24 protein-coding genes and 1 tRNA gene are annotated in these 23,150 nt (G+C 39.9%); 16 read left to right on the top strand and 9 right to left on the bottom strand.

The window, feature by feature from the left end:
• Positions 1–29 precede the first annotated feature (29 nt).
• The 6 genes from CVS89_RS05300 to CVS89_RS05275 all read left to right on the top strand — a co-directional run bounded on the left by CVS89_RS05300 (position 30) and on the right by CVS89_RS05275 (position 6,925).
• Positions 30–2,654, top strand: a complete 2,625-nt coding sequence (locus CVS89_RS05300; RefSeq protein ID WP_107847904.1) for a valine--tRNA ligase — start codon at positions 30–32, stop codon at positions 2,652–2,654.
• Positions 2,654–3,610 carry a methionine ABC transporter ATP-binding protein gene (locus tag CVS89_RS05295; RefSeq protein WP_107847903.1) on the top strand — a complete coding sequence of 319 codons (957 nt, stop codon included), beginning with the start codon at positions 2,654–2,656 and terminating at the stop codon, positions 3,608–3,610. The genes CVS89_RS05300 and CVS89_RS05295 overlap by 1 nt, the downstream gene beginning before the upstream one ends.
• Complete coding sequence (locus CVS89_RS05290; RefSeq protein WP_021086223.1) at positions 3,610–4,284, top strand: methionine ABC transporter permease; 675 nt, start codon at positions 3,610–3,612, stop codon at positions 4,282–4,284. The genes CVS89_RS05295 and CVS89_RS05290 overlap by 1 nt, the downstream gene beginning before the upstream one ends.
• Positions 4,285–4,542: 258 nt before the next feature.
• On the top strand, positions 4,543–5,325 hold the full coding sequence (locus tag CVS89_RS05285; protein ID WP_087581668.1) for a MetQ/NlpA family ABC transporter substrate-binding protein: 783 nt from the start codon (positions 4,543–4,545) through the stop codon (positions 5,323–5,325).
• A gap of 71 nt (positions 5,326–5,396) precedes the next feature.
• On the top strand, positions 5,397–6,176 hold the full coding sequence (locus tag CVS89_RS05280; protein WP_021089150.1) for a MetQ/NlpA family ABC transporter substrate-binding protein: 780 nt from the start codon (positions 5,397–5,399) through the stop codon (positions 6,174–6,176).
• A gap of 158 nt (positions 6,177–6,334) precedes the next feature.
• A complete protein-coding gene (locus CVS89_RS05275) occupies positions 6,335–6,925 on the top strand; it encodes a DedA family protein (protein ID WP_107847902.1) in 591 nt (196 codons plus the stop codon).
• A 69-nt stretch (positions 6,926–6,994) separates the two neighbouring features.
• Here CVS89_RS05275 and murI read toward each other — a convergent pair whose 3' ends face one another.
• Positions 6,995–7,783, bottom strand: coding sequence for a glutamate racemase (gene murI / locus CVS89_RS05270; protein WP_107847901.1), 789 nt, complete (start codon positions 7,781–7,783; stop codon positions 6,995–6,997).
• Positions 7,784–7,874: 91 nt separating this feature from the next.
• On the opposite strand from murI, the gene CVS89_RS05265 reads away from it, so the two are divergent.
• Both CVS89_RS05265 and murG read left to right on the top strand, forming a co-directional pair.
• Positions 7,875–9,035 (top strand): FtsW/RodA/SpoVE family cell cycle protein, encoded by a 1,161-nt coding sequence (locus tag CVS89_RS05265; RefSeq protein WP_103636418.1) that lies wholly within the window; start codon positions 7,875–7,877, stop codon positions 9,033–9,035.
• Complete coding sequence (murG, locus tag CVS89_RS05260) at positions 9,032–10,054, top strand: undecaprenyldiphospho-muramoylpentapeptide beta-N-acetylglucosaminyltransferase (protein WP_107847900.1); 1,023 nt, start codon at positions 9,032–9,034, stop codon at positions 10,052–10,054. The genes CVS89_RS05265 and murG overlap by 4 nt, the downstream gene beginning before the upstream one ends.
• Here the strand turns inward: murG and CVS89_RS05255 are convergent.
• Together CVS89_RS05255 and CVS89_RS05250 are read right to left on the bottom strand one after the other, a co-directional pair.
• Positions 10,046–10,780: an imidazole glycerol phosphate synthase gene (locus tag CVS89_RS05255; protein ID WP_103571985.1), complete on the bottom strand. Its 735-nt coding sequence runs from the start codon at positions 10,778–10,780 to the stop codon at positions 10,046–10,048. The two genes, murG and CVS89_RS05255, sit on opposite strands and share 9 nt — an antisense overlap.
• Positions 10,781–10,852: 72 nt before the next feature.
• Positions 10,853–10,929: transfer RNA gene (locus tag CVS89_RS05250), tRNA-Arg, on the bottom strand.
• A gap of 110 nt (positions 10,930–11,039) precedes the next feature.
• Between CVS89_RS05250 and CVS89_RS05245 the strand changes: the two genes are divergently transcribed.
• The 3 genes from CVS89_RS05245 to CVS89_RS05235 are packed head-to-tail and all read left to right on the top strand — an operon-like array spanning position 11,040 to position 12,881.
• Positions 11,040–11,225 carry a hypothetical protein gene (locus CVS89_RS05245; RefSeq protein ID WP_103581861.1) on the top strand — a complete coding sequence of 62 codons (186 nt, stop codon included), beginning with the start codon at positions 11,040–11,042 and terminating at the stop codon, positions 11,223–11,225.
• Between the two features lie 51 nt (positions 11,226–11,276).
• Complete coding sequence (locus CVS89_RS05240; RefSeq protein WP_107847899.1) at positions 11,277–12,107, top strand: adenylosuccinate lyase; 831 nt, start codon at positions 11,277–11,279, stop codon at positions 12,105–12,107.
• Positions 12,108–12,122: 15 nt separating this feature from the next.
• On the top strand, positions 12,123–12,881 hold the full coding sequence (locus tag CVS89_RS05235) for a hypothetical protein (protein ID WP_107847898.1): 759 nt from the start codon (positions 12,123–12,125) through the stop codon (positions 12,879–12,881).
• Here the strand turns inward: CVS89_RS05235 and CVS89_RS05230 are convergent, their stop codons facing one another.
• From CVS89_RS05230 to CVS89_RS05205, 6 genes are read right to left on the bottom strand one after another with little or no spacing between them, the layout of a single operon-like run.
• Positions 12,882–14,132 (bottom strand): RNA polymerase factor sigma-54, encoded by a 1,251-nt coding sequence (locus CVS89_RS05230; RefSeq protein ID WP_233091270.1) that lies wholly within the window; start codon positions 14,130–14,132, stop codon positions 12,882–12,884.
• Between the two features lie 3 nt (positions 14,133–14,135).
• Positions 14,136–14,864 (bottom strand): LPS export ABC transporter ATP-binding protein, encoded by a 729-nt coding sequence (gene lptB / locus CVS89_RS05225; RefSeq protein ID WP_009293825.1) that lies wholly within the window; start codon positions 14,862–14,864, stop codon positions 14,136–14,138.
• On the bottom strand, positions 14,857–15,255 hold the full coding sequence (gene tsaE / locus CVS89_RS05220; protein WP_103595874.1) for a tRNA (adenosine(37)-N6)-threonylcarbamoyltransferase complex ATPase subunit type 1 TsaE: 399 nt from the start codon (positions 15,253–15,255) through the stop codon (positions 14,857–14,859). The genes lptB and tsaE overlap by 8 nt, the downstream gene beginning before the upstream one ends.
• Positions 15,255–15,500, bottom strand: coding sequence for an RNA-binding S4 domain-containing protein (locus tag CVS89_RS05215; RefSeq protein WP_002940508.1), 246 nt, complete (start codon positions 15,498–15,500; stop codon positions 15,255–15,257). The genes tsaE and CVS89_RS05215 overlap by 1 nt, the downstream gene beginning before the upstream one ends.
• Positions 15,501–15,533: 33 nt before the next feature.
• The gene (locus CVS89_RS05210; protein WP_107847896.1) at positions 15,534–16,361 is read right to left on the bottom strand and encodes an alpha/beta hydrolase; all 828 of its coding nucleotides are present in this window, start codon (positions 16,359–16,361) and stop codon (positions 15,534–15,536) included.
• Positions 16,355–18,460 (bottom strand): TonB-dependent receptor domain-containing protein, encoded by a 2,106-nt coding sequence (locus tag CVS89_RS05205; RefSeq protein WP_107847895.1) that lies wholly within the window; start codon positions 18,458–18,460, stop codon positions 16,355–16,357. Before CVS89_RS05205 ends, CVS89_RS05210 begins: the two co-directional genes overlap by 7 nt.
• Before the next feature lie 220 nt (positions 18,461–18,680).
• Here CVS89_RS05205 and CVS89_RS05200 point away from each other — a divergent pair, with 220 nt between their 5' ends.
• Genes CVS89_RS05200 through era form a run of 5 tightly spaced genes read left to right on the top strand, consistent with a single transcriptional unit; the run spans position 18,681 to position 23,105 of the window.
• The gene (locus CVS89_RS05200) at positions 18,681–19,904 is read left to right on the top strand and encodes an argininosuccinate synthase (RefSeq protein ID WP_103595350.1); all 1,224 of its coding nucleotides are present in this window, start codon (positions 18,681–18,683) and stop codon (positions 19,902–19,904) included.
• A gap of 23 nt (positions 19,905–19,927) precedes the next feature.
• The gene (gene rplI, locus CVS89_RS05195) at positions 19,928–20,374 is read left to right on the top strand and encodes a 50S ribosomal protein L9 (protein ID WP_107847894.1); all 447 of its coding nucleotides are present in this window, start codon (positions 19,928–19,930) and stop codon (positions 20,372–20,374) included.
• On the top strand, positions 20,375–20,908 hold the full coding sequence (hslV, locus tag CVS89_RS05190; RefSeq protein ID WP_002940451.1) for an ATP-dependent protease subunit HslV: 534 nt from the start codon (positions 20,375–20,377) through the stop codon (positions 20,906–20,908).
• An 8-nt stretch (positions 20,909–20,916) separates the two neighbouring features.
• Positions 20,917–22,239, top strand: a complete 1,323-nt coding sequence (gene hslU / locus CVS89_RS05185; protein ID WP_103613055.1) for an HslU--HslV peptidase ATPase subunit — start codon at positions 20,917–20,919, stop codon at positions 22,237–22,239.
• The gene (gene era, locus CVS89_RS05180; RefSeq protein ID WP_021086219.1) at positions 22,236–23,105 is read left to right on the top strand and encodes a GTPase Era; all 870 of its coding nucleotides are present in this window, start codon (positions 22,236–22,238) and stop codon (positions 23,103–23,105) included. The genes hslU and era overlap by 4 nt, the downstream gene beginning before the upstream one ends.
• Positions 23,106–23,150: the final 45 nt, after the last annotated feature.

Here is a 23,150-nt window from a genome sequence, read left to right as displayed (position 1 = left end):
GCATTTTTTAAACGAAAGAGGATACAAAAGTGGCAGAATTTTACAATGCAAAAGAAATAGAAGATAAATTTTATAAAATTTGGGAAGAACGCGGATACTTCGAGATAGACGCAAACAAAGATATCCAAAAAGATGGACGTAAATTTTGCATTATGATGCCACCTCCAAACGTGACTGGCTCGCTTCACATCGGACACGCCCTAACCTTCACGCTTCAAGATATCATGACTCGCTATAAGAGGATGGACGGCTACAAGACACTTTGGCAGCCAGGACTTGACCACGCTGGTATCGCTACTCAAAACGTCGTTGAAAAGCAGCTTTTAGCACAAGGGATCAAAAAAGAAGAGCTTGGACGTGAGAAATTTGTAGAAAAAGTGTGGGAGTGGAAGGAAAAAAGCGGTGGCATGATCGTCCATCAGATGCGAAAGCTTGGCATCACTCCAGCTTGGTCGCGCCAGAGATTTACTATGGATGAGGGTTTAAGAAAAGCTGTGAAAAAAGCCTTTGTAAATTTATACGACAAAGGGCTAATAGTCCAGAAAAACTACATGATAAACTGGTGTACGCATGATGGCGCACTCTCTGACATCGAGGTCGAACATAAAGAAAACAAAGGCAAGCTTTATCATTTGAGATACTACTTCGCAGATAAGCCAAGCGAATTTGTTGTTGTTGCGACCACCAGACCTGAAACATATTTTGGTGATACGGCGGTAATGGTAAATCCAAACGACGAGCGCTATAAAAATTTAATCGGCAAAAAAGTGGTGCTACCTATCATAAACAGAGAGATCGAGATCATCGCAGACGAGCACGTTGATATGGAGTTTGGAACAGGCCTTGTTAAGGTCACACCTGCGCACGATCAAAACGACTACGAGGTTGGCAAAAAACACAACCTTGAGTTTATTACCGTGTTTGACGAAAAGGGCATCTTAAACGACAAGTGCGATAAATTTGCAGGACTTGAGAGGCTTGAGGCTAGAGATATCGTCGTGGCCGAGCTTGAAAAACTTGGCAATGTTGAAAAGATAGAAGACTACGAAAACCAAGTAGGCTACTGCTACCGCTGCAAAAACGTCGTCGAGCCATACATCTCAAAGCAGTGGTTTGTCAAAAAAGAGATCGCAGACGAAGCGATACAAAAGGTCTCAGAGGGCCTTGCTAAATTTTACCCGCCGCACTGGATAAACAGCTTTAACGCGTGGATGAGAGAGCTAAGAGACTGGTGTATCTCACGCCAGCTTTGGTGGGGACATCAAATTCCAGTATTTTACTGCGACGAGTGCGGCTATATGTGGGCTGACGAGGGAGAGCCGTGCGAGTGCAAAAAGTGCAAAAGTAAAAACATCCACCAAGACCCAGACGTGCTAGATACGTGGTTTAGCTCTGGTCTTTGGCCATTTAGCACGCTTGGCTGGGGCAATGAAAATGAGCTAAAAAATGTAAAATGGTTTGAAGGCGACTTGGCTGAATTTTATCCAAATAACCTTCTTATAACTGGTTTTGATATTTTGTTTTTCTGGGTTGCCAGGATGATGTTTCAGGGTGAAAATGCCCTTGGCAAGCTGCCATTTGACGACATCTACCTGCACGCGCTTGTAAAAGATGAATTTGGCAGAAAGATGAGCAAAAGTCTTGGCAATGTCATCGACCCACTTGATAGCATAAATGAGTATAGCGCTGATATCTTGCGCTTTACGCTAACTCTTTTAGCTGTTCAAGGACGCGACATCAAGCTAAGCGACGCTAAGATGAAGCAGGTAAGAAATTTCACCAACAAGCTTTATAACGCGAGCAAATATCTCATGCTAAATGAGAGCAAATTTGCAAATTTAGAGGATATCAAACTTCAAACAAAGCTTGGCATTTATATGAATAGCCGCTTTAACGAGTGCGTGAGAGAGGTGCGTGAAAACATCGACGCCTACCGCTTTAACGACGCTGCAAACACACTTTATAAATTCCTTTGGGATGAGTTTTGTGACTGGGGCATCGAGCTTAGCAAGGCTGACAAAGCGAGCGTAAAAGAGCTTGGAAGTATATTCAAAGAGGCGATGAAACTGCTAAATCCTTTCATGCCATTTCTTTCAGAGTATCTATTTCAAGAGCTTAGCGGCACACAGCTTGAAAATGCAAAATCAATAATGGTGATGAGCTATCCAGAGGTAAAAGAGCGAAATTTAGATGTTGAGAAGAAATTTGAGCTAGTTATCGAAGCGATCGTGGCTATTCGCCGTGCAAAAGCGACCATCGATCTTGGCAACTCAAAGATCGCAAAAGCCTTTGTTAAATTTAACGAAAAAATCGATCTTGACGAGGTTAAAGAGTATATCAAGCTGCTTGCAAAATGCGAAGAGATCGGCTTTATAGATGAGAAAATCGAAAATTCAATAAGAGATGTGAGCGAAAATTTAGAGGCATTTGTCCCACTTGAAGGGCTTGATATGAGTGGTATCATTACAAGACTAAGATCTCAAAAGACAAAGCTTGAAAAAGAGATAGCTAAACTCTCAGGCATGCTAAATAACCAAAATTTCGTAGCAAACGCACCAAAAGAGGTCATAGATACGAACAAAGAGGCTTTGCAGAGCGCTGAGGCTAAATTTAAAAAAGTATGCGAAGAGCTAGAAGCTCTTGGAGAAAAATAGTGATAAAAATAGAGAAATTAAGCAAATTTTATGGTGATACGCAGATCCTTTTTGATATAAATTTAGAGGTTAAAAAGGGCGAAATTTTTGCTATCGTGGGACACAGCGGTGCTGGTAAATCAACGCTTTTAAGGTGCATAAATGGGCTTGAGAGCTATCAAGGTGGCAGCCTAAAAGTCTTTGATAAAGAGATAAAAAATTTAGATGAGACGCAACAGAGACATTTAAGGCGAGATGTTGGGATGATATTTCAGCATTTTGCCTTGATGGCTAGAAAAAACGTCTTTGAAAATGTCGCTACTCCGCTTAAATTTTGGGGTTACAAAAGCGATGAAGCCGAGAAAAGAGTGAGAGAGCTTTTAAATTTAGTCGGTCTTGAAAGCAAGGCAAAAAGCTATCCAAGCGAGCTAAGTGGCGGTCAAAAACAGCGTGTGGCGATCGCCAGAGCACTTGCTTTAAATCCTAAAATTTTACTAAGCGACGAGGCGACTTCGGCTCTTGATCCAAATACGACAAATCAAATTTTAGAGCTGCTTGAAAAGATAAACAAAGAGCTAGACATCAGCGTCGTCATCGTCACGCACGAGATGGAGGTTGTAAAATCGATCGCAAAACGAGCGATTTTGCTAGAAGGCGGTAAGATCATAGGCTCTGGAAGCATCGAAGAGCTATTTTTAAAGCCAGATGAGAAGATGAAAGAGTTTTTGGGCGAAGTTGAAATTTTGCCAAGCACTGGCACAAATATCAGGCTATTTTTCCCAAAAGAAGTGGCTCAAAACAGCGTGATCACGCACATGGCAAGAAGCCTAAATATCGACTTTAACATAGTCTGGGGCAAGCTTGAAAAGCTAAACGACAACGTCCTTGGCTCGCTTGTCATAAACATAGATGAAAAAGATAAAGAAAACGTGCTTAACTATATCAAGCAAAGTGGCGTTTTGTGGGAGGTTGCTTGATGTTTGGTATTGATTTTTCTAAATTTCCAGATGTTTTTTCTAGGATACTTTTGCCAGCTATCGGCGAGACGCTATATATGAGCATAGTCTCTACCCTGCTCGCCTTTGCCATAGGCCTCATACCTGCGGTTTTGCTCATCCTTTCAGACAAAGACGGACTAAAGCCAAACAAGCAGCTTTATTTTGTGCTTGATATCGTTATAAACGTGCTTAGAAGCTTTCCATTTATCATTTTGATCATCGTGCTCTTTCCGGTCACAAAAATGATCGTAGGCACGAGTATCGGCACCACAGCTGCGATCGTTCCATTAACTATCGGAGCGGCTCCGTTTGTGGCAAGGCTCATTGAAAATGCACTAAAAGAGGTTGATAAAGGCATCATCGAAGCTGCTCAAAGCTTTGGTAGCTCGAAATTTCAGATCATCTTTCGCGTGATGTTTGTAGAGGCGCTTCCTGGCATCATCTCGGCATTTACGCTAACGCTTATCGTAAATATCGGCTTTTCAGCGATGGCTGGTGCAGTTGGCGGTGGCGGACTAGGATCTGTTGCTATAAACTACGGATATCAGAGATTTCGCCCAGATATCATGCTCTATACCGTAGTTATTCTTATCATTATGGTTCAAATTTTTCAAGTTTTAGGCAACTATCTCTATAAAATTTCAAAAAAATAAGGCCACATTTTTTATCTGATTTTAAGCTTTTTTCCTTAAAATTGCCAAATTAATTTTAGCTGAAAGGACAAAAGATGAAATCAGATATGTGCCAGATGTGCCGCCTACTAAAAAATGCGTCGTCGAAAGACTAATCTCTAAGCACAGAATTTCTTTTTAAGTGCTTAGAACTAGCTTAAGCGCTTAAAAAGAAATTTAACCTTCTAGCTTAAATTTATCCTTTTTTGGTGCTTGGCAAATTTTAAAAAAGGATAATAAATGAAAAAACTACTTCTTACCTCTTTAGTTGCCCTAGGCCTTAGCGTTAGCGCAAATGCTGCTGACAAGTCAAAAACAATAATCGTCGGTGCTACACCTATCCCACATGCTGAAATTTTAGAGGTTGTAAAGCCTATTTTAGCAAAAGATGGCTACACACTTGAGATTAAAGAATTTAACGACTACACCACACCAAACCTTGCGACAGAGGACGGCGACCTTGACGCAAACTTCTTTCAGCACATCCCATATCTTGAAGAATTTAACAAAAACAAAGGCACTCACCTTGTAAAAACAGTTGGCGTGCACCTCGAGCCAATGGGCGTTTACTCTAAAAAGATCAAAGATATAAAAGAGCTAAAAGATGGCGCAGTTGTCTCTATCCCAAATGACCCAACAAACGAGAGCCGCGCACTTGACATCATAGCCAGCGCTGGTCTTATCAAGCTAAACAACAACCCACTAAAAACTCCGCTTGATATAGTTGATAACCCTAAAAAACTTAAATTTGAAGAGATCGAGACTGCTCAAGTGCCAAGAACGCTTGATGACGTTACTATCGCAGTTATCAATACAAACTACGCGCTAAATGCAAATCTCAATCCAACAAAAGACGCACTTGTGATCGAGAGCAAAGATAGCCCATACGTAAACTACGTAGTTGTAAAAGCTGGCAACGAGAACAGCCCTAAAACTAAAGCACTTGATAAAGCGATCAACTCACCAGAAGTTAAGAAATTTATCGAGACAAAATATAACGGCGCTATCATCCCAGCGTTTTAATTAAATTTATAAGCGACGTAAAAGCTTTTACCTTTTTAGCGTCGCTTTACCAAAACAAAAAAGGAAAAACAATGAAATTTATCAAACTTTTAACCGCATCTTTAGTTGCTCTAAGCCTTCACGCAGCCGACAAGGACCACACTATCATTGTTGGCGTCTCACCAGTGCCACACGCTGAAATTTTAGAATTTGTAAAACCAAAGCTAAAAGATAAGGGCTACGACCTTGTTATCTCTGAAATTTCAGACTATTCGATACCAAATGTCGCCACAGAAGATGGCAGCTTAGACGCAAATTTCTTTCAGCATTTGCCATATCTTGAGGAGCAAAACAAGGCTAGAGGCCTGCATCTTGTAAGCGTTGCAAATGTCCATGTCGAGCCACTTGGCTTTTACTCTAAAAAGATAAAAAACATAAAAGATCTAAAAGATGGCGCAAAAGTGGCGATCGCTTACGATCCGTCAAATGGCAACAGAGCGCTTAGAATTTTAGAAAAAGCTGGCCTTATAGAGATCGATAAAAACGTAAAAGTTGCAACTGTAAATGACATAACTAAAAATCCTAAGAATTTGCAGTTTGTCGAGCTAGAAGGCGCTCAGATCCCAAGAACGCTTGATGATGTCGATATCGCTGCTATTAGCACAAATTTCGTCCTTGATCTTGGCATGAGCGTAGCAAAAGACGCACTTTTGCTTGAAGATGCCAACAGCCCTTACGCCAACATCATCGTCACAAGAGCTGGCAACGAGAACAATCCTAAGATCAAAGCTTTAGTCGATGCGGTGCTTAGCCCTGATACTAAAAATTTCATCATCACTCGCTACAAAGGCGAGGTCATACCTGCATTTTAAAAACGGGGCGAGCTTTCGCCCTGCTTTTACCTTTAAATTTTAAACCTTATATCTTTTCGTTTTAACTATCTTTTTTAAAATTTATCGCTTTTGTTAGTTACTATTAGTAAATAAAGCTTTGCTAAAATGCCTCACTTAAGATAAATTTCGGAGTAAAAATGCTACATGACATTATTGATTTTATCGTTTCAAGCGTGAGCAGCTGGGGATATGCTGGCATATTTGTGATGATGTTTTTAGAGAGCTCGTTTTTCCCATTTCCAAGCGAAGTGGCGATGATACCAGCTGGATATCTAGCTCACAAAGGCGAGATGAGCCTAGCGCTTGCTTTTATCTCAGGCACGCTTGGCAGCTTGTTTGGGGCTATTTTTAACTACTATCTTTGCTACTTTTTTGGACGCGAGATCATCTTAAAATACGGCAAATTTGTCGGTATCACTCACGAAAAGATGGATAAATTTGAAGCATTTTTTAATAAACACGGCGAAATTTCAACCTTTAACTCACGCCTAATTCCAGGAATTCGTCAGTATATCAGCCTACCAGCTGGGCTTGCTAAGATGAACATTTTTAGATTTTGCCTATTTACCACACTTGGTGCTGGGGTTTGGTGCGCGGTTTTGCTTGGAGTTGGCTACTTTCTAGGCTCAAATCCTGACAAACAGACACTTCTAACGATCACGATCGCTCTTTTGGCAGTGGTTGCGATAATAAGTGCTATCTATATAATAAAGCAAAGAAATAAATAATACACATAAAAATACATAAAATTTAGCGTATTTTGCTAAATTTGGCTCAAATTTCTAGCTAAATTTAGCCTAGCTAATCGCTCTCATCTTTTCTAATCTAGCTAAATTTCTTGAAATTTTCTCTAGCTCGTTTTGCTCGCAAACCTCCTCACCTGAGTAGAAAAATTTCACATTTGGAGTTAAATTTACACTTGAAATTTTAAGTCCAAGCTCGCTTATAAGGCGCTTTATCGTCCCTTCGTTGCCGTCTATTATACTTACATTTGGAGGCAAAATTTCTCTTAAGCTATCTTTAAAATAGTTAAAATGCGTGCAGCCAAGCACCAAAAAGTCAAATTTGCTTAGATCAAATTTAGCTAGCTCTTCTTTTAGATATGACTTCACGTTTTCACTCTCAAATTCAGCCTTTTCAGCAAAATTTACAAGGCGAGGCAGAGCAAGTAGCTCGGTTTTATCTTTTGCGTTTAAATTTGTGATTAGCTCTTTTAGCTTTGCGCCATTTACGGTGACTGGAGTGGCGATGACAAGCGTTTTTAGGGCATTATCATGGCTTAGGTCGTGAGCTTTTTTTACAGCTGGCTCCATGCCTATGATCGGCACGCTTAAATTTGCTCTAAGCTCTTTTATCGCCACGCTTGTTGCGGTGTTGCACGCCACAACGACAGCTTCTGCGCCATTTTTGACAAGAAATTTAACCGCATCAAAGCTAAATTTTAAAATTTCATCTCTGCTCTTTTGTCCGTATGGGACATTTTTCACGTCTGCGTAATATAAAAATTCATGCTCGCTAAGCTTGCTTAAAGCTTCGTTTAAGACGCTAAGTCCGCCAAGCCCCGAGTCAAATATACCTATCTTCATGCCCATCCTTAAAGCCTGCAATTATAGCAAATAATATCTTTGTAAGCCGTTTTTTATTATACTTTGGCTCATTTTAAAGTTGGAGCTAAATTTGGCAGTTGATAAGGTTATTTTCTATCTTTGCGCGACTTTGATCGCCATAAGCATCATTTTTTCACTATCCTTGCCAGTTTTTACAGTTTTATTTTTTAACTACGACGAATTTCACTTTTTCATCCGCCAGTTTGTAGTTGGCTGCATCGGCATCTTCATCATGTGGTGGCTATCTAGGCTAAATCCCGACAAAGCGCTCGTTTGGATAGGCTTTGGACTGCTTATCTCGTGTGGTATCGCTATGGGGCTCATGCACGCCTTGCCAGCTTCGATGGTGACTGACTCTGGAGGCGCTAGACGCTGGATCAGGCTGCCTGGCCTCTCACTTGCGCCTGTTGAGTTTTTCAAAGTCGGTTTTGTCTATTTTTTGGCGTGGAGTTTTACTAGAAAATTTAGCGACGGCAAGAGGACTTTGATGGCTGAGCTAAAGATACTTTTGCCTTATATCATTCTTTTTGGTATCGCTATCTTTCTTATCGCCGTTATGCAAAACGACCTTGGTCAGGTTGTAGTTTTGGCGCTTACCTTTGTGACGATGGCGCTTTTTGCAGGGGCTAGCGTTAGGCTCTTTGGTATCGGTATCTTGGGTGCTGCCTTTGTCATGACGGTGGCGATAGTTAGCTCTGAGCACAGAATTTTGCGTATAAAATCATGGTGGGGCACGATACAAAACATGGTTCTCTCTTTCTTGCCAGATAGCGTGGCAAACGTGCTTAGAGTGGCAGACGCGCCAGAGCCATATCAAATTTCTCACTCACTAAATGCAATTAAACACGGCGAGTTTTTTGGCGAGGGGCTTGGAGCTGGGATATTTAAGCTTGGCTTTTTAAGCGAGGTGCATACAGACTTCGTGCTAGCTGGCATAGCTGAAGAGGTCGGAGTTTTTGGCATTTTGTGCATCACAGCGATCTTTATCACGCTACTTTATAGGATATTTAGAATTTCAGCTAGGAGCGAAAACAAGGTCTATCACCTATTCTCACTTGGTATCGGGCTTATCTTGTCATTTTCATTTTTGATGAATAGCTACGGCATCACATCGATCACGCCGATAAAAGGTATCGCTGTGCCATTTCTTAGCTACGGCGGCAGCTCCGTGCTTGCTATATGCATCGGCATCGGCATGGTCTTGATGGTTAGTAAAAAGGCAAAACTATGATAGTTATTTGTGGTGGCGGTACTGGCGGGCATTTAGCGATCGCTAGAAGCTTTTGTGAGGAGCTAAATAGACGAGGCATAAAGCCAATTTTCATCGGCTCAACTAGCGGTCAGGATAAATTTTGGTTTGAAAATGATGATAAATTTGCAAAAAAATTCTTCTTACCAAGCAGTGGCGTCGTAAATAAAAGAGGTCTTGCCAAGCTAAAATCACTAACAAACATCATAAGCCTAGCTCTAAAATGCAGGCAAATTTTTAAAGAAAATGGCGTTAAAGCAGTCATCAGCGTGGGAGGCTACTCAGCAGCGCCAGCAGCCATTGCAGCCATCATCTCAAAAACACCACTTTTCATCCACGAGCAAAATGCCGTAACTGGCAAGCTAAATAAAATTTTAAAGCCATACGCAAAGGGCTTTTTTAGCTCTTATGATGAGCTCTCGCCCTGCCCTTACCCTGTGGCAAATAAATTTTTTGAAAGCCAAAGAGTTAGAAGCGAGCTAAAAACGATACTATTTTTAGGTGGTTCACAAGGTGCAAAAGCTATAAATGAGCTAGCTATAAATTTAGCCCCATATCTTAAAGAAAAGGGTATAAAGATCATTCATCAATGCGGAAAAAACGCCCTTGATGAGCTTAAAAAAAGATATGATGAGCTTGGCTTTAGCGAAGCAAATTTAGAAATTTTTGACTTTAGCAAAGAGATAGAAAAGAAGATGAGTGAGGCTGATCTTGCCATATCAAGAGCTGGAGCTAGCTCGCTTTGGGAGCTTTGCGCAAACGCCCTACCATCTATCTTTGTGCCATTTCCTTATGCCGCTGGTAATCACCAGTTTTATAACGCTAAATTTCTAAAAGATAAAGGCATCGCTGAAATTTGCCTGCAAAATGGCGAAAATTTAGACAAAGATGAAGTCATAAAAATGATCGAGAGCTTTGATCTAAGCAAAAGCAGCAAAGCTCTAAAAGATATCCTTTTGCCAAACGGAGCAAAAGAGATAGTGGATAAAATTTTAAGCTAGATCCTCGCCTATGGCATAGGCTTTTAGCTCTCGTAGCTCGTAAATGAGGTAGTGATAGATAAGCTCATTTGTCTTTAGGCTCTTTGCACTAAAAACGGGACTTATCATAGAAATGATCTTGTCTGTTATGCCAGCTATTTCAACTAACAATAATTCATCTTGTCGTTGTTTTGCCACTTTGATACAATTATAAAAAAATGTATATATTGTCTTAAAATTTTGCAAAACTACATTTGAAACTATTTGAGAATGGTTATGTAATATCTTAAACATACGATCTTGCAATGCCATCAAATCCCCAAGCAACAATCTAATCTGAGCCGTATCGGTTGTTCTTGAAAAAATATTTTTTTTCTTTTTTTTATTTTGGATTTGATACTCGGCTACTAAAATTTCCATTATATTTGAAACAGCAGCATAACTCTCTTGCAAATTTTCGTTTGCTTTAAAGCTAACACCAGCTTTTTCTATTTTAAAATACAGACTTCTTTTTGTTTGATCCAAATAAGAGCTAATGTTTTCATAATAGTCATCTGTATTAAAAACATTTTTAAAAAAAACGCTTTCGTCTTTTAAGTTTGTAAGTTTTTTTTTGAGCTCTTCGGCACTTTTATTAAACTCAACAACTCCAATAATTGGTTCAATCTCGTTCTCATCGCCTTGTTCTAAAACCGCAAGACCTTCTTTTAATGCTGAAATTTGTTTTTGAATGCTTTGGAAATCCATTTTCCCTCTTTTAAATTTTTTGTTTATTCTACTATAAAAAACTGAAGTTTTGTCTTGGAGTGATAAAAAAGATGGTGCGCCCGAGAGAATTCGAATCTCTGACCTTTTGAACCGCAATCAAATGCTCTATCCAGCTGAGCTACGAGCGCGCATAAAAAATAGAATTGTGATATTAACCAAAGTTTCCTTAAAAAAAGATTGTATTCATTTTAAATTTATAACCTTTTTAGTAAAATCAACATAATAAAAAGGAGTAAATATGAACGATTTTTTTGATAGCTTAAAAGAGATAAAAAAAGAGCTTACAAAAGAGCAAACAAACGCTAAAAAACCACAAAAAGAAGCTATTTCTTACACAAAAGAAGAGATAATATTGCACAAAAAAAACAAGCTAAAAAATGAATTTGCTGAGTATATCAAAGGTCAAGATATTAGAAAAATATAAATTTGGAATACTAATTGCTACAACATAATCATATTTTATTTGGAGTAAGCAATGCAGGTAAAACAAACACTAGAGTCATTAAGTATACTAACTGATAATGATATATTATTTTGCGAGCTTAGAGACTTAATAAACAAAAATTTCACTAAAATTTTATCAAATAAAAATAAAGTCATCTCATTTTATGAAGAAAATGAGATGCCACAACGCAAATGCTTCTTAAAATTTATAAAAAAACTTTATGAAAAACAGAGTCAAGACCAACTAGACGTTCGCCTTGCAAACTATAAAACCATAAAGCTTGGTTTAATTCAAAAAAATACACTAGCGCCAGTTATAAATTTAAGGATTAGCTTTATAAAAAATGAAGCAAAATTTGAGCTAAAAGATACACTTTGCAAAAACTTTGCCGACTATATCAGTGAAAGTCTAGTAAAAAGTGGTATTGATTTTAATAAAAATGATGATTTCTTAAACATTATTATTTCAAATGACAATGATATATCAATGTTAAATAAACTTCTAGCAAAAAAGAACTATCCAAAATTTAGTATAAATTTTGTTTATGACGAAAAAGAGTATAAAATTTTTAAACACAACATAAAAATAAAAAGTTCAGCAAAATTTATGAGTAGATTTTCTGCACTTGCAAATTTGCTTGAAGAAAATTTTGAGATTTTAGGATGTAGTAAAAATGACGACTTTGCTACCGTTAGACAGAACTACCTCTCACTTGCAAATATTTACCATCCGGATAGACATTCAAATAAAAGCATCGCTATACAAGAAGAATACGCGAAGAAATTTAAAAATATTCAATCTGCTTATGAAAGCTTAAAACCGTATTTTAAAAATCAAGAAAATTTTGTAATGGTTGGTTAAATTTTTGGAGCAAAAATGAATGGTGAAGTTTTTAATGCTTGCATTATCATAGCCTCCATAAAGCAAGCTCTAAGGTCAAATTTAGAGTTAAACTACAAAGGCGAAAAATATATAAAAAGCCTAGTTTTTGACTATATTTTGGAGGATGAGCAAGAAAAAAGAGAGCAAGCTAGCATAAATGTGTGGTTTAAGCATGCTAAAAAGCTTGGGCTAAGCGACGTGAGATTTGCTACAAATTTGACGGTTTCATCAAAGGAGCGCTCGCTGCAAGGCTTTTCAAATGTAAGCCACAAGTCAATCCTTTGCATCTATAAAGATAAGATGAGCTACTTCGTGCCGCACTGGAGCTTTGAAGAAGATAAAAAGGGTTGGGACATAGTCTATAAAGAATTTAGCCTAGATGGCACACCAGAAATTCAAAAATTTAGTGACAACACTTTGGAGTTTAAAGATATCCTAACAAGGACCTCTAAATTTGCAGATGAGATAGAGTGTGAGAACTTTGGCGACTGCTTCAGAAAAGGGCTAAAAGCGCTAAACGAGCCAGAAAATATAGAGCAAAATGTCCTAAATGCGCCACTTATGCCAAAGCTAAATTTAGCCCTTTTTACTGCAGCAAGTGCGGCTGATGTCTTTGGTGGTATGGGCTCATGGAACGACGACGCGGCAGGCTTTGCACAGCATAAAAAACGCACTAAAGAGTATGATGAGCTTAGTAGTGAGCTTTTTACGCAGATGCGAAAAGCCACGCTTTTTGCCATAAATGAGTGGTAGCTAGCCGTTTATCTGATAGATCTTTTTTCGTTGGCTTGAGCTGCCGATGTTTAGGATTTTGCGGTATTTGGTGATAGTTCGGCGAACGATTTGGATGTTAAATTTAGCTTGGATAAGCTCTTGGATTTTTAGATCAGAAAGTGGCTTTTTATGATCTTCGTTTTTTATAAGCTCTAGCAAAAATTCCTTTATCGCGGCGTTTGAAGTCTCCTCGTCAAAGCCAGTTGCGAAGAAATTTTTAAGTGAAACCGTGCCTCTTGGGGAGCTTAGATATTTGTTCGCGATCGCTCTTGAGATGGTTGAAGGGTTGCGTCCAAGCTCGTCAGCTAGGTCTTTTAGCTTCATAGGCTTTATGTCGCCGCCCAAAAAGTAATCATACTGATACTCAACTATCATGAGCCCTATCTTATAAAGTGTCGCCTTTCTCATCTCAAGGGCGTCTATGAGTTCGCTTGCCTCTTTTACGCGCGAGCTTACAAAGGCCTCTTTCTCATCTAGTCCCTCGGTGTCGATAGAAATTTCAGGATAATAGTCGTCATTTATCTGCACGCTTATGCCACTACTTGTGCTTAGCACGAAGATGTCAGGCACCGCCTCTTTTTCATCTTCAAGATACTCAATGGCTGGGGGATTTTTAAATTTCTTTATGATCTTTAGCGCGTCGTCGTAAAATTTAAGCTTTCTAAGCTTCTCTATATTTTCAAAATTTAAGATGATCTTTTTTGCGCATTCTATGATCTCATTACTCGCCTCTGCCTCGCCAAGCTGAAATAAAAAGCTCTCTTTGAGATCCTTTGCACCCACGCCACATGGCTCAAGGTAGGCAAATCTCGCCCTAACTTGCTCCACTTCATTCTCATTAAAACCCGCAAAAATTTCATCATCATAAGAAAAATAGCCCTCATCATCTAAACACTCAATGATCTTATATGCGATATCTTGGGACTTTTGCGTGGGGAAAAGTGGTGGATTTATCTGGCAAACGAGCTTTTCGTAGAGGCTTTCTTTATAGATGCTTAAAGCCTCGATGCTCTCGCTAACCGAGTTTTTGCTAACCTGCTCGAAAAAATTTCGCTTTTTTTCGCTTTTTTCTAAATTTTTGTGTTCGATCGTAGCAAATGGGTTTTCTTTTATAAAAGGCTCAAGCGTCTCTTTTAGCTCATCAAGCCCGCTTTGAAGTATAGGAAGCCAGCTTCTTAGCGTTTGGTTTAGTTTGATCTTTGGCGCTAAAGTTTGCTTTTGCCTTAGCATCATCTACTCAAGTAGCTTAAATTCTTCGCCAAGATAGTGCGTTCTAACAAGCTTGTTGTTTGCCACTTCGCTCGCACTGCCGCTTGCTAGCAGCGAGCCATCTTTGATGACGTAGGCTCTGTCGCAAATGGCTAGTGTCTCACGGACGTTGTGGTCAGTTATCAAAACGCCGATGCCTAGCTTTTTAAGGTCTCTAACGATACTTTGGATGTCGCTAACTGCGATAGGATCGACGCCTGCAAATGGCTCATCAAGCAGCAAAAATTTTGGCTTTATGATGAGGCTTCTAGCGATCTCACAGCGTCTGCGCTCGCCGCCACTTAGGCTAACGCCCTTTCTTAGGCGGATAGGCTCTATATTTAGCATATTTAGCATCTCATTTACTCTTTTAGAGATCTCTTCTTTGCTTTGATTTAAAATTTCAGCCCCAAGGAGCAAATTTTCTTCAACGCTTAGCTCTTTAAATATGCTTGACTCTTGCGGCAAATAGCCAATACCAAGGTGCGCTCTTTTGTGAAGCGGGACATTTGTGATCTTTTCGTCGTTTAAAAAGACATCTCCGCTAGTTGGCGAGATGAGCCCGCAGATCATATAAAAAGTGGTCGTCTTTCCAGCGCCATTTGGCCCAAGAAGCCCCACGACTTCGCCGCTATTTACCTCTAAAGATATACCTTTTATGATCTCACTTTTTTTAATCGTCTTTTTTAGATCTTTTACTTCTAGTTTATGCACTTATAACCTCGTATTTTCTGCCATTTTTGCTAGGAGAAATTTTTACTAATGTATAGCTCTCGCCGTTTTTCTTTAGAGCTTTTTCTAAATTTTCATCGCCCCACTCTACTAGATGAAGCCCCTCTTCAAATAAATTTTCAAAAAGGCCATTTTTTGCCATCCCATCAAAACCGATCTGGTAAATGTCGTAGTGGTAGATATCTTTACCATAAATTTGCATCAAAGAAAAAGTAGGCGACGTCACGCTCTCATCTATGCCATGAGCCTTGATGATCGCCTTTACAAGCGTCGTTTTGCCACTTGCTAGATCGCCACTTAGTAGCACCACGCCACTTTTTGGCAGCACCCGCACAAGCTCGTTAAGCTCATTTTCTAAAAGCTCAAAAACCATCAAAGCTCTTTTACATATTCGCTTTGAGCGCTTTTTGGTATGCTTTTTGTAGTTGGGATCGCTAGCACCTCGTATCTCGCCTCTCGAGCTAGAAATTTGATAGTGATAACATCGCCGATCTTTACATCTTTTGCTGCTTTTGCCTGCACGCCGTTGATGCTCACAACGCCGCTTTTGCACATATCTTCGCTAACGGCACGCCTTTTGGTGATATTTACTACGTTTAAAAATTTATCTACTCTCATGCGGCGGATTTTAACAAAAATAGCCTTAAATTTTTAATCCTTCAGATATTTTAAAAGCTCTTTTAAATTTAGAGGTATGACGCTGCCATGGGTTTCATTTTTAAAAAGCTCAAAGTGAGAATTTACGCCACTTTGCTTTAAAATCAAAGCCAAATCGCTCGCCTTTAAAATGCCAGCTTTGTCCGTTTTGCCCTTTCTCTTTTCAAGCTCGCCAACGCTAAGAAAGACAAATTTAGCTCTTATTTTCTCTTTAAATTTACCCTCGCTCACATTTTGCTTTAAAATTTCAGACTCACCCCACCAAAGAGATGGCGAAGCGATAAAGAAATTTGAAAATACGCCCTCATTTTTAAGCAAAGCATAAAGTGTAAAAAGCCCGCCAAAAGAGTGTCCATAAAGGCTTTTTTGGCTATTTTGCACGTTAAATTTCTCATCAATTAGTGGCACTAAATTTTTAGTTAAAAAGTGGTAAAACGCATCAGCGCCACCACCCTTGCTAAATTCCTCACCCTCTGCCTTTGGCGTGAGATCTCTTGTGCGTTTTTCTACCTCATAGCTTTTGTTGCTGTCATATCCTATGCCTATTATTAGCGGGGCAGCCTTGCCATCAAATTCATTTAAAAGCATGTTAAACTGGGCGTTTGCGTCAAGCAAGAAAAGCACATTTTTAAACTCATTTTGCCCCTTTAGCTTGGCTGTGAAAATTTTATAAATTTCATCATTTGTGCTCATTTTAAAGGTTGAAATTTCAAATTTACTAGCAGCTTTTTGGCTAAGTGGCTCAGGCGTTTGGCTAGGTCCTGCGTGCAAAGTCTGCGTCACGCCAAGCGTAAAAAGCAAAATTTTAAAGGCTCTTACCATTTTGCAGCGACCTTAAACCAAAATCTCCTGCCCTCTTGCGGATACCAGTAGTAGTTGCCGTCGTCTGCTAACGCCTCATCGTATCTTACTTTATCAAAGATGTTGTAGGCATTTAGGCTAAGCGTTAGATGCTTGTTTGCGTCCCAGCTGACGCCTGTATCGAAGGTGAGTAGGTCTTTTGTGTTCTCTCTTACTCTGTTGCCAGCACCAAAATTTACGCTTGTTAGCTTACTCTCGTAGTTTGCGCCAAAAAATGTCTTGACGCTTTTTATAGGCTTATATGTAAGCGTGGCGTGAAGTGTGTGCTCTGGCGTTGCTGTTAGGCTTTTACCATCAAGTCTAGCTAGGTCTGTCTCGCTAAATTTCATAGGACCTCTTGGCGTATTTATCGTTGGGTTGCCAGTTTTTATCTTTGACTTATTATAGGTGTAGTTTGAGCTTAAATTTAGATTTGAAAGGATGTCATAGTCGCCACTTAGCTCCACGCCCCAAACGGTCGCACCTTCTATGTTAAAGTAAGTTCCCCAGCCAGGGCAACCCACACTTGGGATTTTTGCGCTTGGCGGGCAAGGACCAAAGGCTGGAATTTTATTTACATTACTGCCGTCGGTGTCTAGGATCTTATCTTTAAATTCATTTCTAAAAAGCGTCACAGAGCCTCTAAAATCAGCCTGATTGTCATAATATGCCCCAACTTCATAAGTCGTGCTCTTTTCTGGCTTTAGGTCTTTATTACCAAAATCGACTATCCTCCAGCCGCCTTGGATAGTGCCTACTTCTGGGGAGATTTGATTGATATTTGGCGTTTTATAGCCAGTCGCCACGCCACCTTTTAGGCTTAGTGTATCTGTGGCGTTATAGACTAGGTAGGCTCTTGGCGAGAGGTGGTTGCCAAAAAATTCATTGTGCGTGAGCCTTGAGCCAAGCGTTAAAAATAGCTTCTCATCTAAAATTTGCCACTCATCCTCGATAAATCCCGCATGCTCGCTCATCGAGTAGGTCTTTGGATCTTTTAAGCCGTTTCTTGAAGCGTTTGAGACGATGAAGGTCGTGCCGACATTTTGCTTGCTAAAGTCATAGCCAAAAGTTAGTGAGTGAGCGCCAAGAAAGGTTGTAAATTTAGAATTAAAGTTGTGATTTTTGGCTTTTGCAGGTATGAGGCTGTCAAAAAGGCTCGTTCTTTGCGTCTGGTCATAAATATAGCTGATATCGGCATTTAGACTATCAAATTCGCCAAGATAGCCCACGCCATAGCTCTTTTTCTCGTAGTCATAGGCGTTTAAAACCTTATTTGTCTTTATAGTGGCTGTTTTGCCGACGGTGCGCGAGTAGTCGTGTTTTTCATTTGAGCCAAGGATGAAAAATTTATTGTGCTCATCTGGAGTGATCCAAAGTTTTGCGCTTAAATTTCTCTTATCACTCTTTTGATAGCCGCCTTTGTAATTATCCTCATCTCTTAGCTTTTTGTATCCCCAAAGCTGAAGCGCAAAAAGATCTTTATAAAGAGGCAAATTTAGATAAAAGTCGCCCTGTCTGCCATCGCCTATGCCTTTATGCGCATTTATCGTAGTTGAGATGCCGACGTTGCCACTAAATTTTGAAAAGTCCTTTTTGGTAATGATATTTATAACGCCTCCAACCGCGTCGCTACCATAAAGCGAACTCATAGGGCCACGGATGACCTCTATACGCTCGATCGCTTCAGCTGGCGGGATGAAATTTGAGTTCATATCCCCTGCTCCGCCCTTTGGGTTTGCACTGCTTGAATTTACTCTTTTGCCATCTATCAAAACTAGCGTTTGAGACTTCTCCATGCCGCGTATCGAGATGCCACTAGCTGCCCCGTCCTCGCCACCAACTACATTTACACCTGGCACTTTTTGCGCGATTGAGTGAAGTGAGGTAAAGCTATCTTTTGTAAGCTCATCGCCACCTATCACGCTGATGCTTGCAGGGGCTTCTTTTATCTGCTGCGAGAAGCCACTCGCGCTTACTACGACGCCATCTAGCTTAGTTTCGTTGTTCTCTTTCTCTACTGCATAGAGAGAATTTGCCACACAAGCGCTAAGGCAAATGGCGATAAATTTTGATCTATTCACGGATATCCTTTTGTTAAATTTAATCTTTGATAATGAAAGCGAAACGCAAATTTAACAAAGCAAGCATAAAAACAATATTAATTATCATAATTTTAAATGATAAATTTTTATAAAATAGCTAGGGAGTTTTTAAAATAATGCTTACATTAGAAATTAGATTAATTTATTAAAGATTAATCAATTTAGGCTAAAATACGACCATTTCAACAAAAGGACAGCTATGAAAAAAGATGTAAAAAAAGTTGTTTTAGCATACTCAGGCGGACTTGACACAAGTATTATTTTAAAGTGGCTTCAAGACGAATACAAATGCGAAGTAGTCACATTTACAGCTGACATCGGACAAGGCGAAGAGCTAGAGCCTGCACGCAAAAAAGCCCTAGCACTTGGCGTAAAACCTGAAAATATTTTTATAGAAGACTTAAGAGAAGAATTTGTACGTGATTATGTGTTTCCAATGTTTAGAGCAAACGCAATCTATGAGGGCGAATATCTACTTGGCACATCAATCGCACGCCCACTAATCGCAAAACGCCAAAGCGAGATCGCAAGACTTGTTGGTGCTGATGGCGTGAGCCACGGAGCAACAGGCAAAGGCAATGACCAAGTTCGCTTTGAGCTTGGCTACTACGCACTTGGTGACAACCTAACTATCATCGCTCCATGGCGCGAGTGGGATCTAAACAGCCGTGAAAAACTTTTGGCATACGCTGAGAAAAACGGCATAGACATCACCAAAAAACCAGGCAAGAGCCCATACTCAATGGACGCAAATTTACTTCACATAAGCTATGAGGGTCTAGTGCTTGAAGACCCAAGTCACGCACCAGAAGATGATATGTGGAGATGGACAGTAAGCCCAAAAGATGCTCCAGATAAGAGCGAGATCATAGAGATCGGCTATGAAAAAGGCGATCCAGTGAGCATAAACGGCAAAAAAATGAGCCCAGCTGAAATTTTAACCGAGCTAAACCGCCTTGGCGCAAAACACGGCATCGGCAGACTTGACATCGTAGAAAACCGCTCAGTTGGCATGAAGAGCCGCGGCTGCTACGAAACTCCTGGCGGCACGATAATGCTAAAAGCTCACAGAGCTATAGAGAGCATCACACTTGACCGCGGTGCAGCTCACTTAAAAGATGAGATCATGCCAAAATATGCCGAGCTAATCTACAACGGCTACTGGTGGTCACCTGAGCGAAATATGCTCCAAGCTCTCATCGACAAGAGCCAAGAACACGTAAATGGCTCTGTAAAAGTTGAGCTTTATAAGGGCAATGTGACTATCCTTGGCAGAAGCAGTAAAAATGATAATCTATTTAGCGAGGCATACTGCACATTTGAAGAAGATAGTGTTTATGATCAAAAAGATGCAGCTGGTTTTATCAAACTAAATGCGCTTCGTTTCATCATCGCACGCAAAAATGGGCGAAAATTTGACTAAAAATAAAATTTAAAAGGATAAAAATGAAAGTATTATTAATAAAAGATATAAAAGGACTTGGAAAAGCTGGCGAGATAAAAGAGGTAAAAGACGGCTACGGCAACAACTTCTTAATCGGCAAAGGCTTTGCAAAAGCAGCCACTCCAGATGTCCTTCGTCAATATGAAGCAGCTCAAAAGAGAAAGGCTGAAGAGCTAAAATATGAGATCGCAAATTTAGAAAAACTTAAAGAAGAGCTTGCAAAAGTGACAGTCGTCGTCAAGAAAACTCTTGGTGCAAATGGCTCGCTTTTTGGCTCAGTTTCAAAAGAGGAGATCGCAGCAGAGCTTGAAAAGACACATCATTTGGTAGTTGAGAAAAAGGCTATCGATCTGGACACTCACCTAAAAGCAGTTGGTCTTTATGATGTTTCTATAAAGCTTGGACACTCGATAAATGCGACCTTAAAGGTTGATGTGCAAGGAGAGTAGATGTTTCATGCGACAACCATCTTAGCCTACAAAGGCAAAAATAAGGCGGTCATCGGCGGCGATGGACAGGTGAGTTTTGGCAACACTGTCTTAAAAGGCAACGCCGTAAAAATTCGCAAAATTCACAACGGCAAAGTCCTAGCTGGCTTTGCTGGTAGCACTGCTGACGCGTTTAATCTCTTTGATATGTTTGAGAAAAATTTAGAGCATACAAAGGGCGATTTGCTAAAGGCGGTGATAGAATTTAGCAAAGAGTGGCGCAAAGACAAGTATTTAAGAAAGCTTGAAGCGATGATGCTTGTGCTTGATAGGGATAAAATTTTCTTACTTAGTGGCACAGGAGATGTTGTTGAGCCAGAAGATGGCAAGATAGCAGCTATCGGAAGCGGCGGCAATTACGCACTTTCAGCGGCTCGTGCTCTAGATAAATTTGCTGATATCGACGAAGAGGAGCTAGTCAAAGAGAGCCTCAAGATCGCTGGCGAAATTTGCATCTATACAAATACAAACATCAAAACTTATGTTTTAGAATAAGAGAGAAAATGAACTTAACACCAAGAGAAATTGTTAAATTTTTAGATGACTATGTGATCGGTCAAAAGGACGCCAAAAAGATCATAGCGATCGCACTTCGCAACCGCTACCGCCGTATGAAGCTTGAAAAGAGCCTGCAAGATGACATCATGCCAAAAAATATCTTGATGATCGGCTCAACTGGCGTTGGTAAAACCGAGATCGCAAGGCGCCTTTCAAAAATGATGGGTCTGCCATTTATCAAGGTCGAGGCTAGCAAATATACTGAGGTTGGCTTTGTTGGTCGTGACGTTGAGAGCATGGTGAGAGACCTTGCAATGGCCTCATATAATCTCGTAAAAAACGAGCAAAGCGAGAAAAATCAAGACAAGATAAATGCCTACATCGAAGAAAAGATCGTCTCAAAGCTACTTCCGCCACTTCCAAAAGGTGCTAGCGAAGAGAAGCAAGCAGAGTACGCTAAGAGCTATGACAAGATGCTAAATAGATTAAGAAATGGCGAGCTTGATGAGCTAAGTATAGAGATAGAGGTGCAGCAAAACCCACTTGAAGCTGGCTCAAACGTGCCACCTGACATGGCACAGATGCAAGAGAGCTTTATAAAGATAATTGGCATCGGCGGCAAAAATATCAAAAAAGAGATGAAGGTAAAAGACGCCAAAAAAGCCCTTCAAAGCGAGGCAAATGATAAAATTTTAGACCTTGAGAGTGTAAAAACAGAGGCTTTAAGAAGAGCTGAAAACGAAGGCATCATCTTTATAGATGAGATCGATAAGGTAGCCGTTGGCTCAGGTAGCTCAAACAGGCAAGATCCTAGCAAAGAAGGCGTGCAAAGAGACTTGCTACCTATCGTTGAGGGCTCTAATGTAAATACCAAATTTGGAAATTTAAAGACAGATCACATTTTATTTATCGCAGCTGGCGCCTTTCATATAAGCAAGCCAAGCGATCTCATCCCAGAGCTTCAAGGCCGTTTCCCACTAAGGGTCGAGCTTGATAGCCTTGATGAGGACGCGCTTTATCAAATTTTAACTCAGCCAAAAAATTCGCTTTTAAAACAATATATCGCACTTCTTTCAACTGAAAATGTCGAGCTAGAATTTGACGATGAAGCGATAAAAGAGATAGCAAGGATCGCTCACGCAGCAAATGAAAAGATGGAGGATATCGGTGCTAGACGCCTTCACACGGTGATCGAGCGCGTGATAGAAGATATCAGCTATGAGGCTAGCGAAAAGAGCGGCGAGAAGATAAATGTGACAAAAGAGCTTGTAAAAGAGCGCCTAAAAGATGTGGTTGAGGATCAAGATCTAGCGAGGTATATACTTTGAAATCAGGCTTTGTTAGCATCATAGGACGCACAAATGCTGGCAAAAGCTCGTTTTTAAATGCCTTATTAAACGAAAAGATCGCCATTGTCTCGCACAAACAAAACGCAACTCGCAGAAAGATAAATGGCATAGTTATGAACGGTGAAGATCAGATCATCTTCACCGACACGCCAGGGCTTCACGAGAGTAACAAGGCGATAAATCAACTGCTAATTAGCCAAGCTATAAAATCGATGGGGGACTGTGATCTCATCGTATTTTTAGCGCCTATCCATGATGATACAAGTGACTACGAGAAATTTCTAGCTCTAAATCCTGAAAAACCACACATCTTAGTGCTAACAAAAGTCGATGAGAGCTCAAATGCTAAAGTCTTAGAAAAGATCACTCAGTATCAAAAATTTCAAGATAAATTTGCAGCTTTGCTTACTTTTAGCACCAAACAGCCTACATATAAAAAGCCACTTCTTGATGAAATTTGCAAGCTTTTGCCAGAGCATGAGTACTTTTATGATCCAGAATTTCTCACGCCGACAAATGAAAAAGAAATTTTTAGAGAATTTATACTTGAAGCGATCTATGAAAATTTAAGCGATGAAATACCATATCTTAGTGATGCGATCATAAAAAGTGTAAAAGAAAAAACAGGCATAACTGAAATTTATGCTAGCATCATCACGGAGCGTGACATCCACAAAAGCATGATCATCGGGAAAAATGGCGAAACTATTAAAAGAATAGGAATTTTTGCAAGAAAGTTAATACAAAATTTAACCAACACAAAGGTCTTTCTAAAGCTCGATGTAGTCGTTAAAAAAGGCTGGAGTAAAGAAGAAAAGAGCCTAAATCAGATAATCGGCTATTGATTTTTTATTTTAAAGATATTAAAATATAACCCAACTAGAGTCTTA

The sequence above is a fragment of the Campylobacter concisus genome (assembly GCF_003048615.2).
GTDB lineage: Bacteria > Campylobacterota > Campylobacteria > Campylobacterales > Campylobacteraceae > Campylobacter_A > Campylobacter_A concisus_C.
The sequence above is the reverse complement of the archived record's forward strand: the minus strand, read 5'-3'. Positions and strand labels throughout refer to the sequence as shown.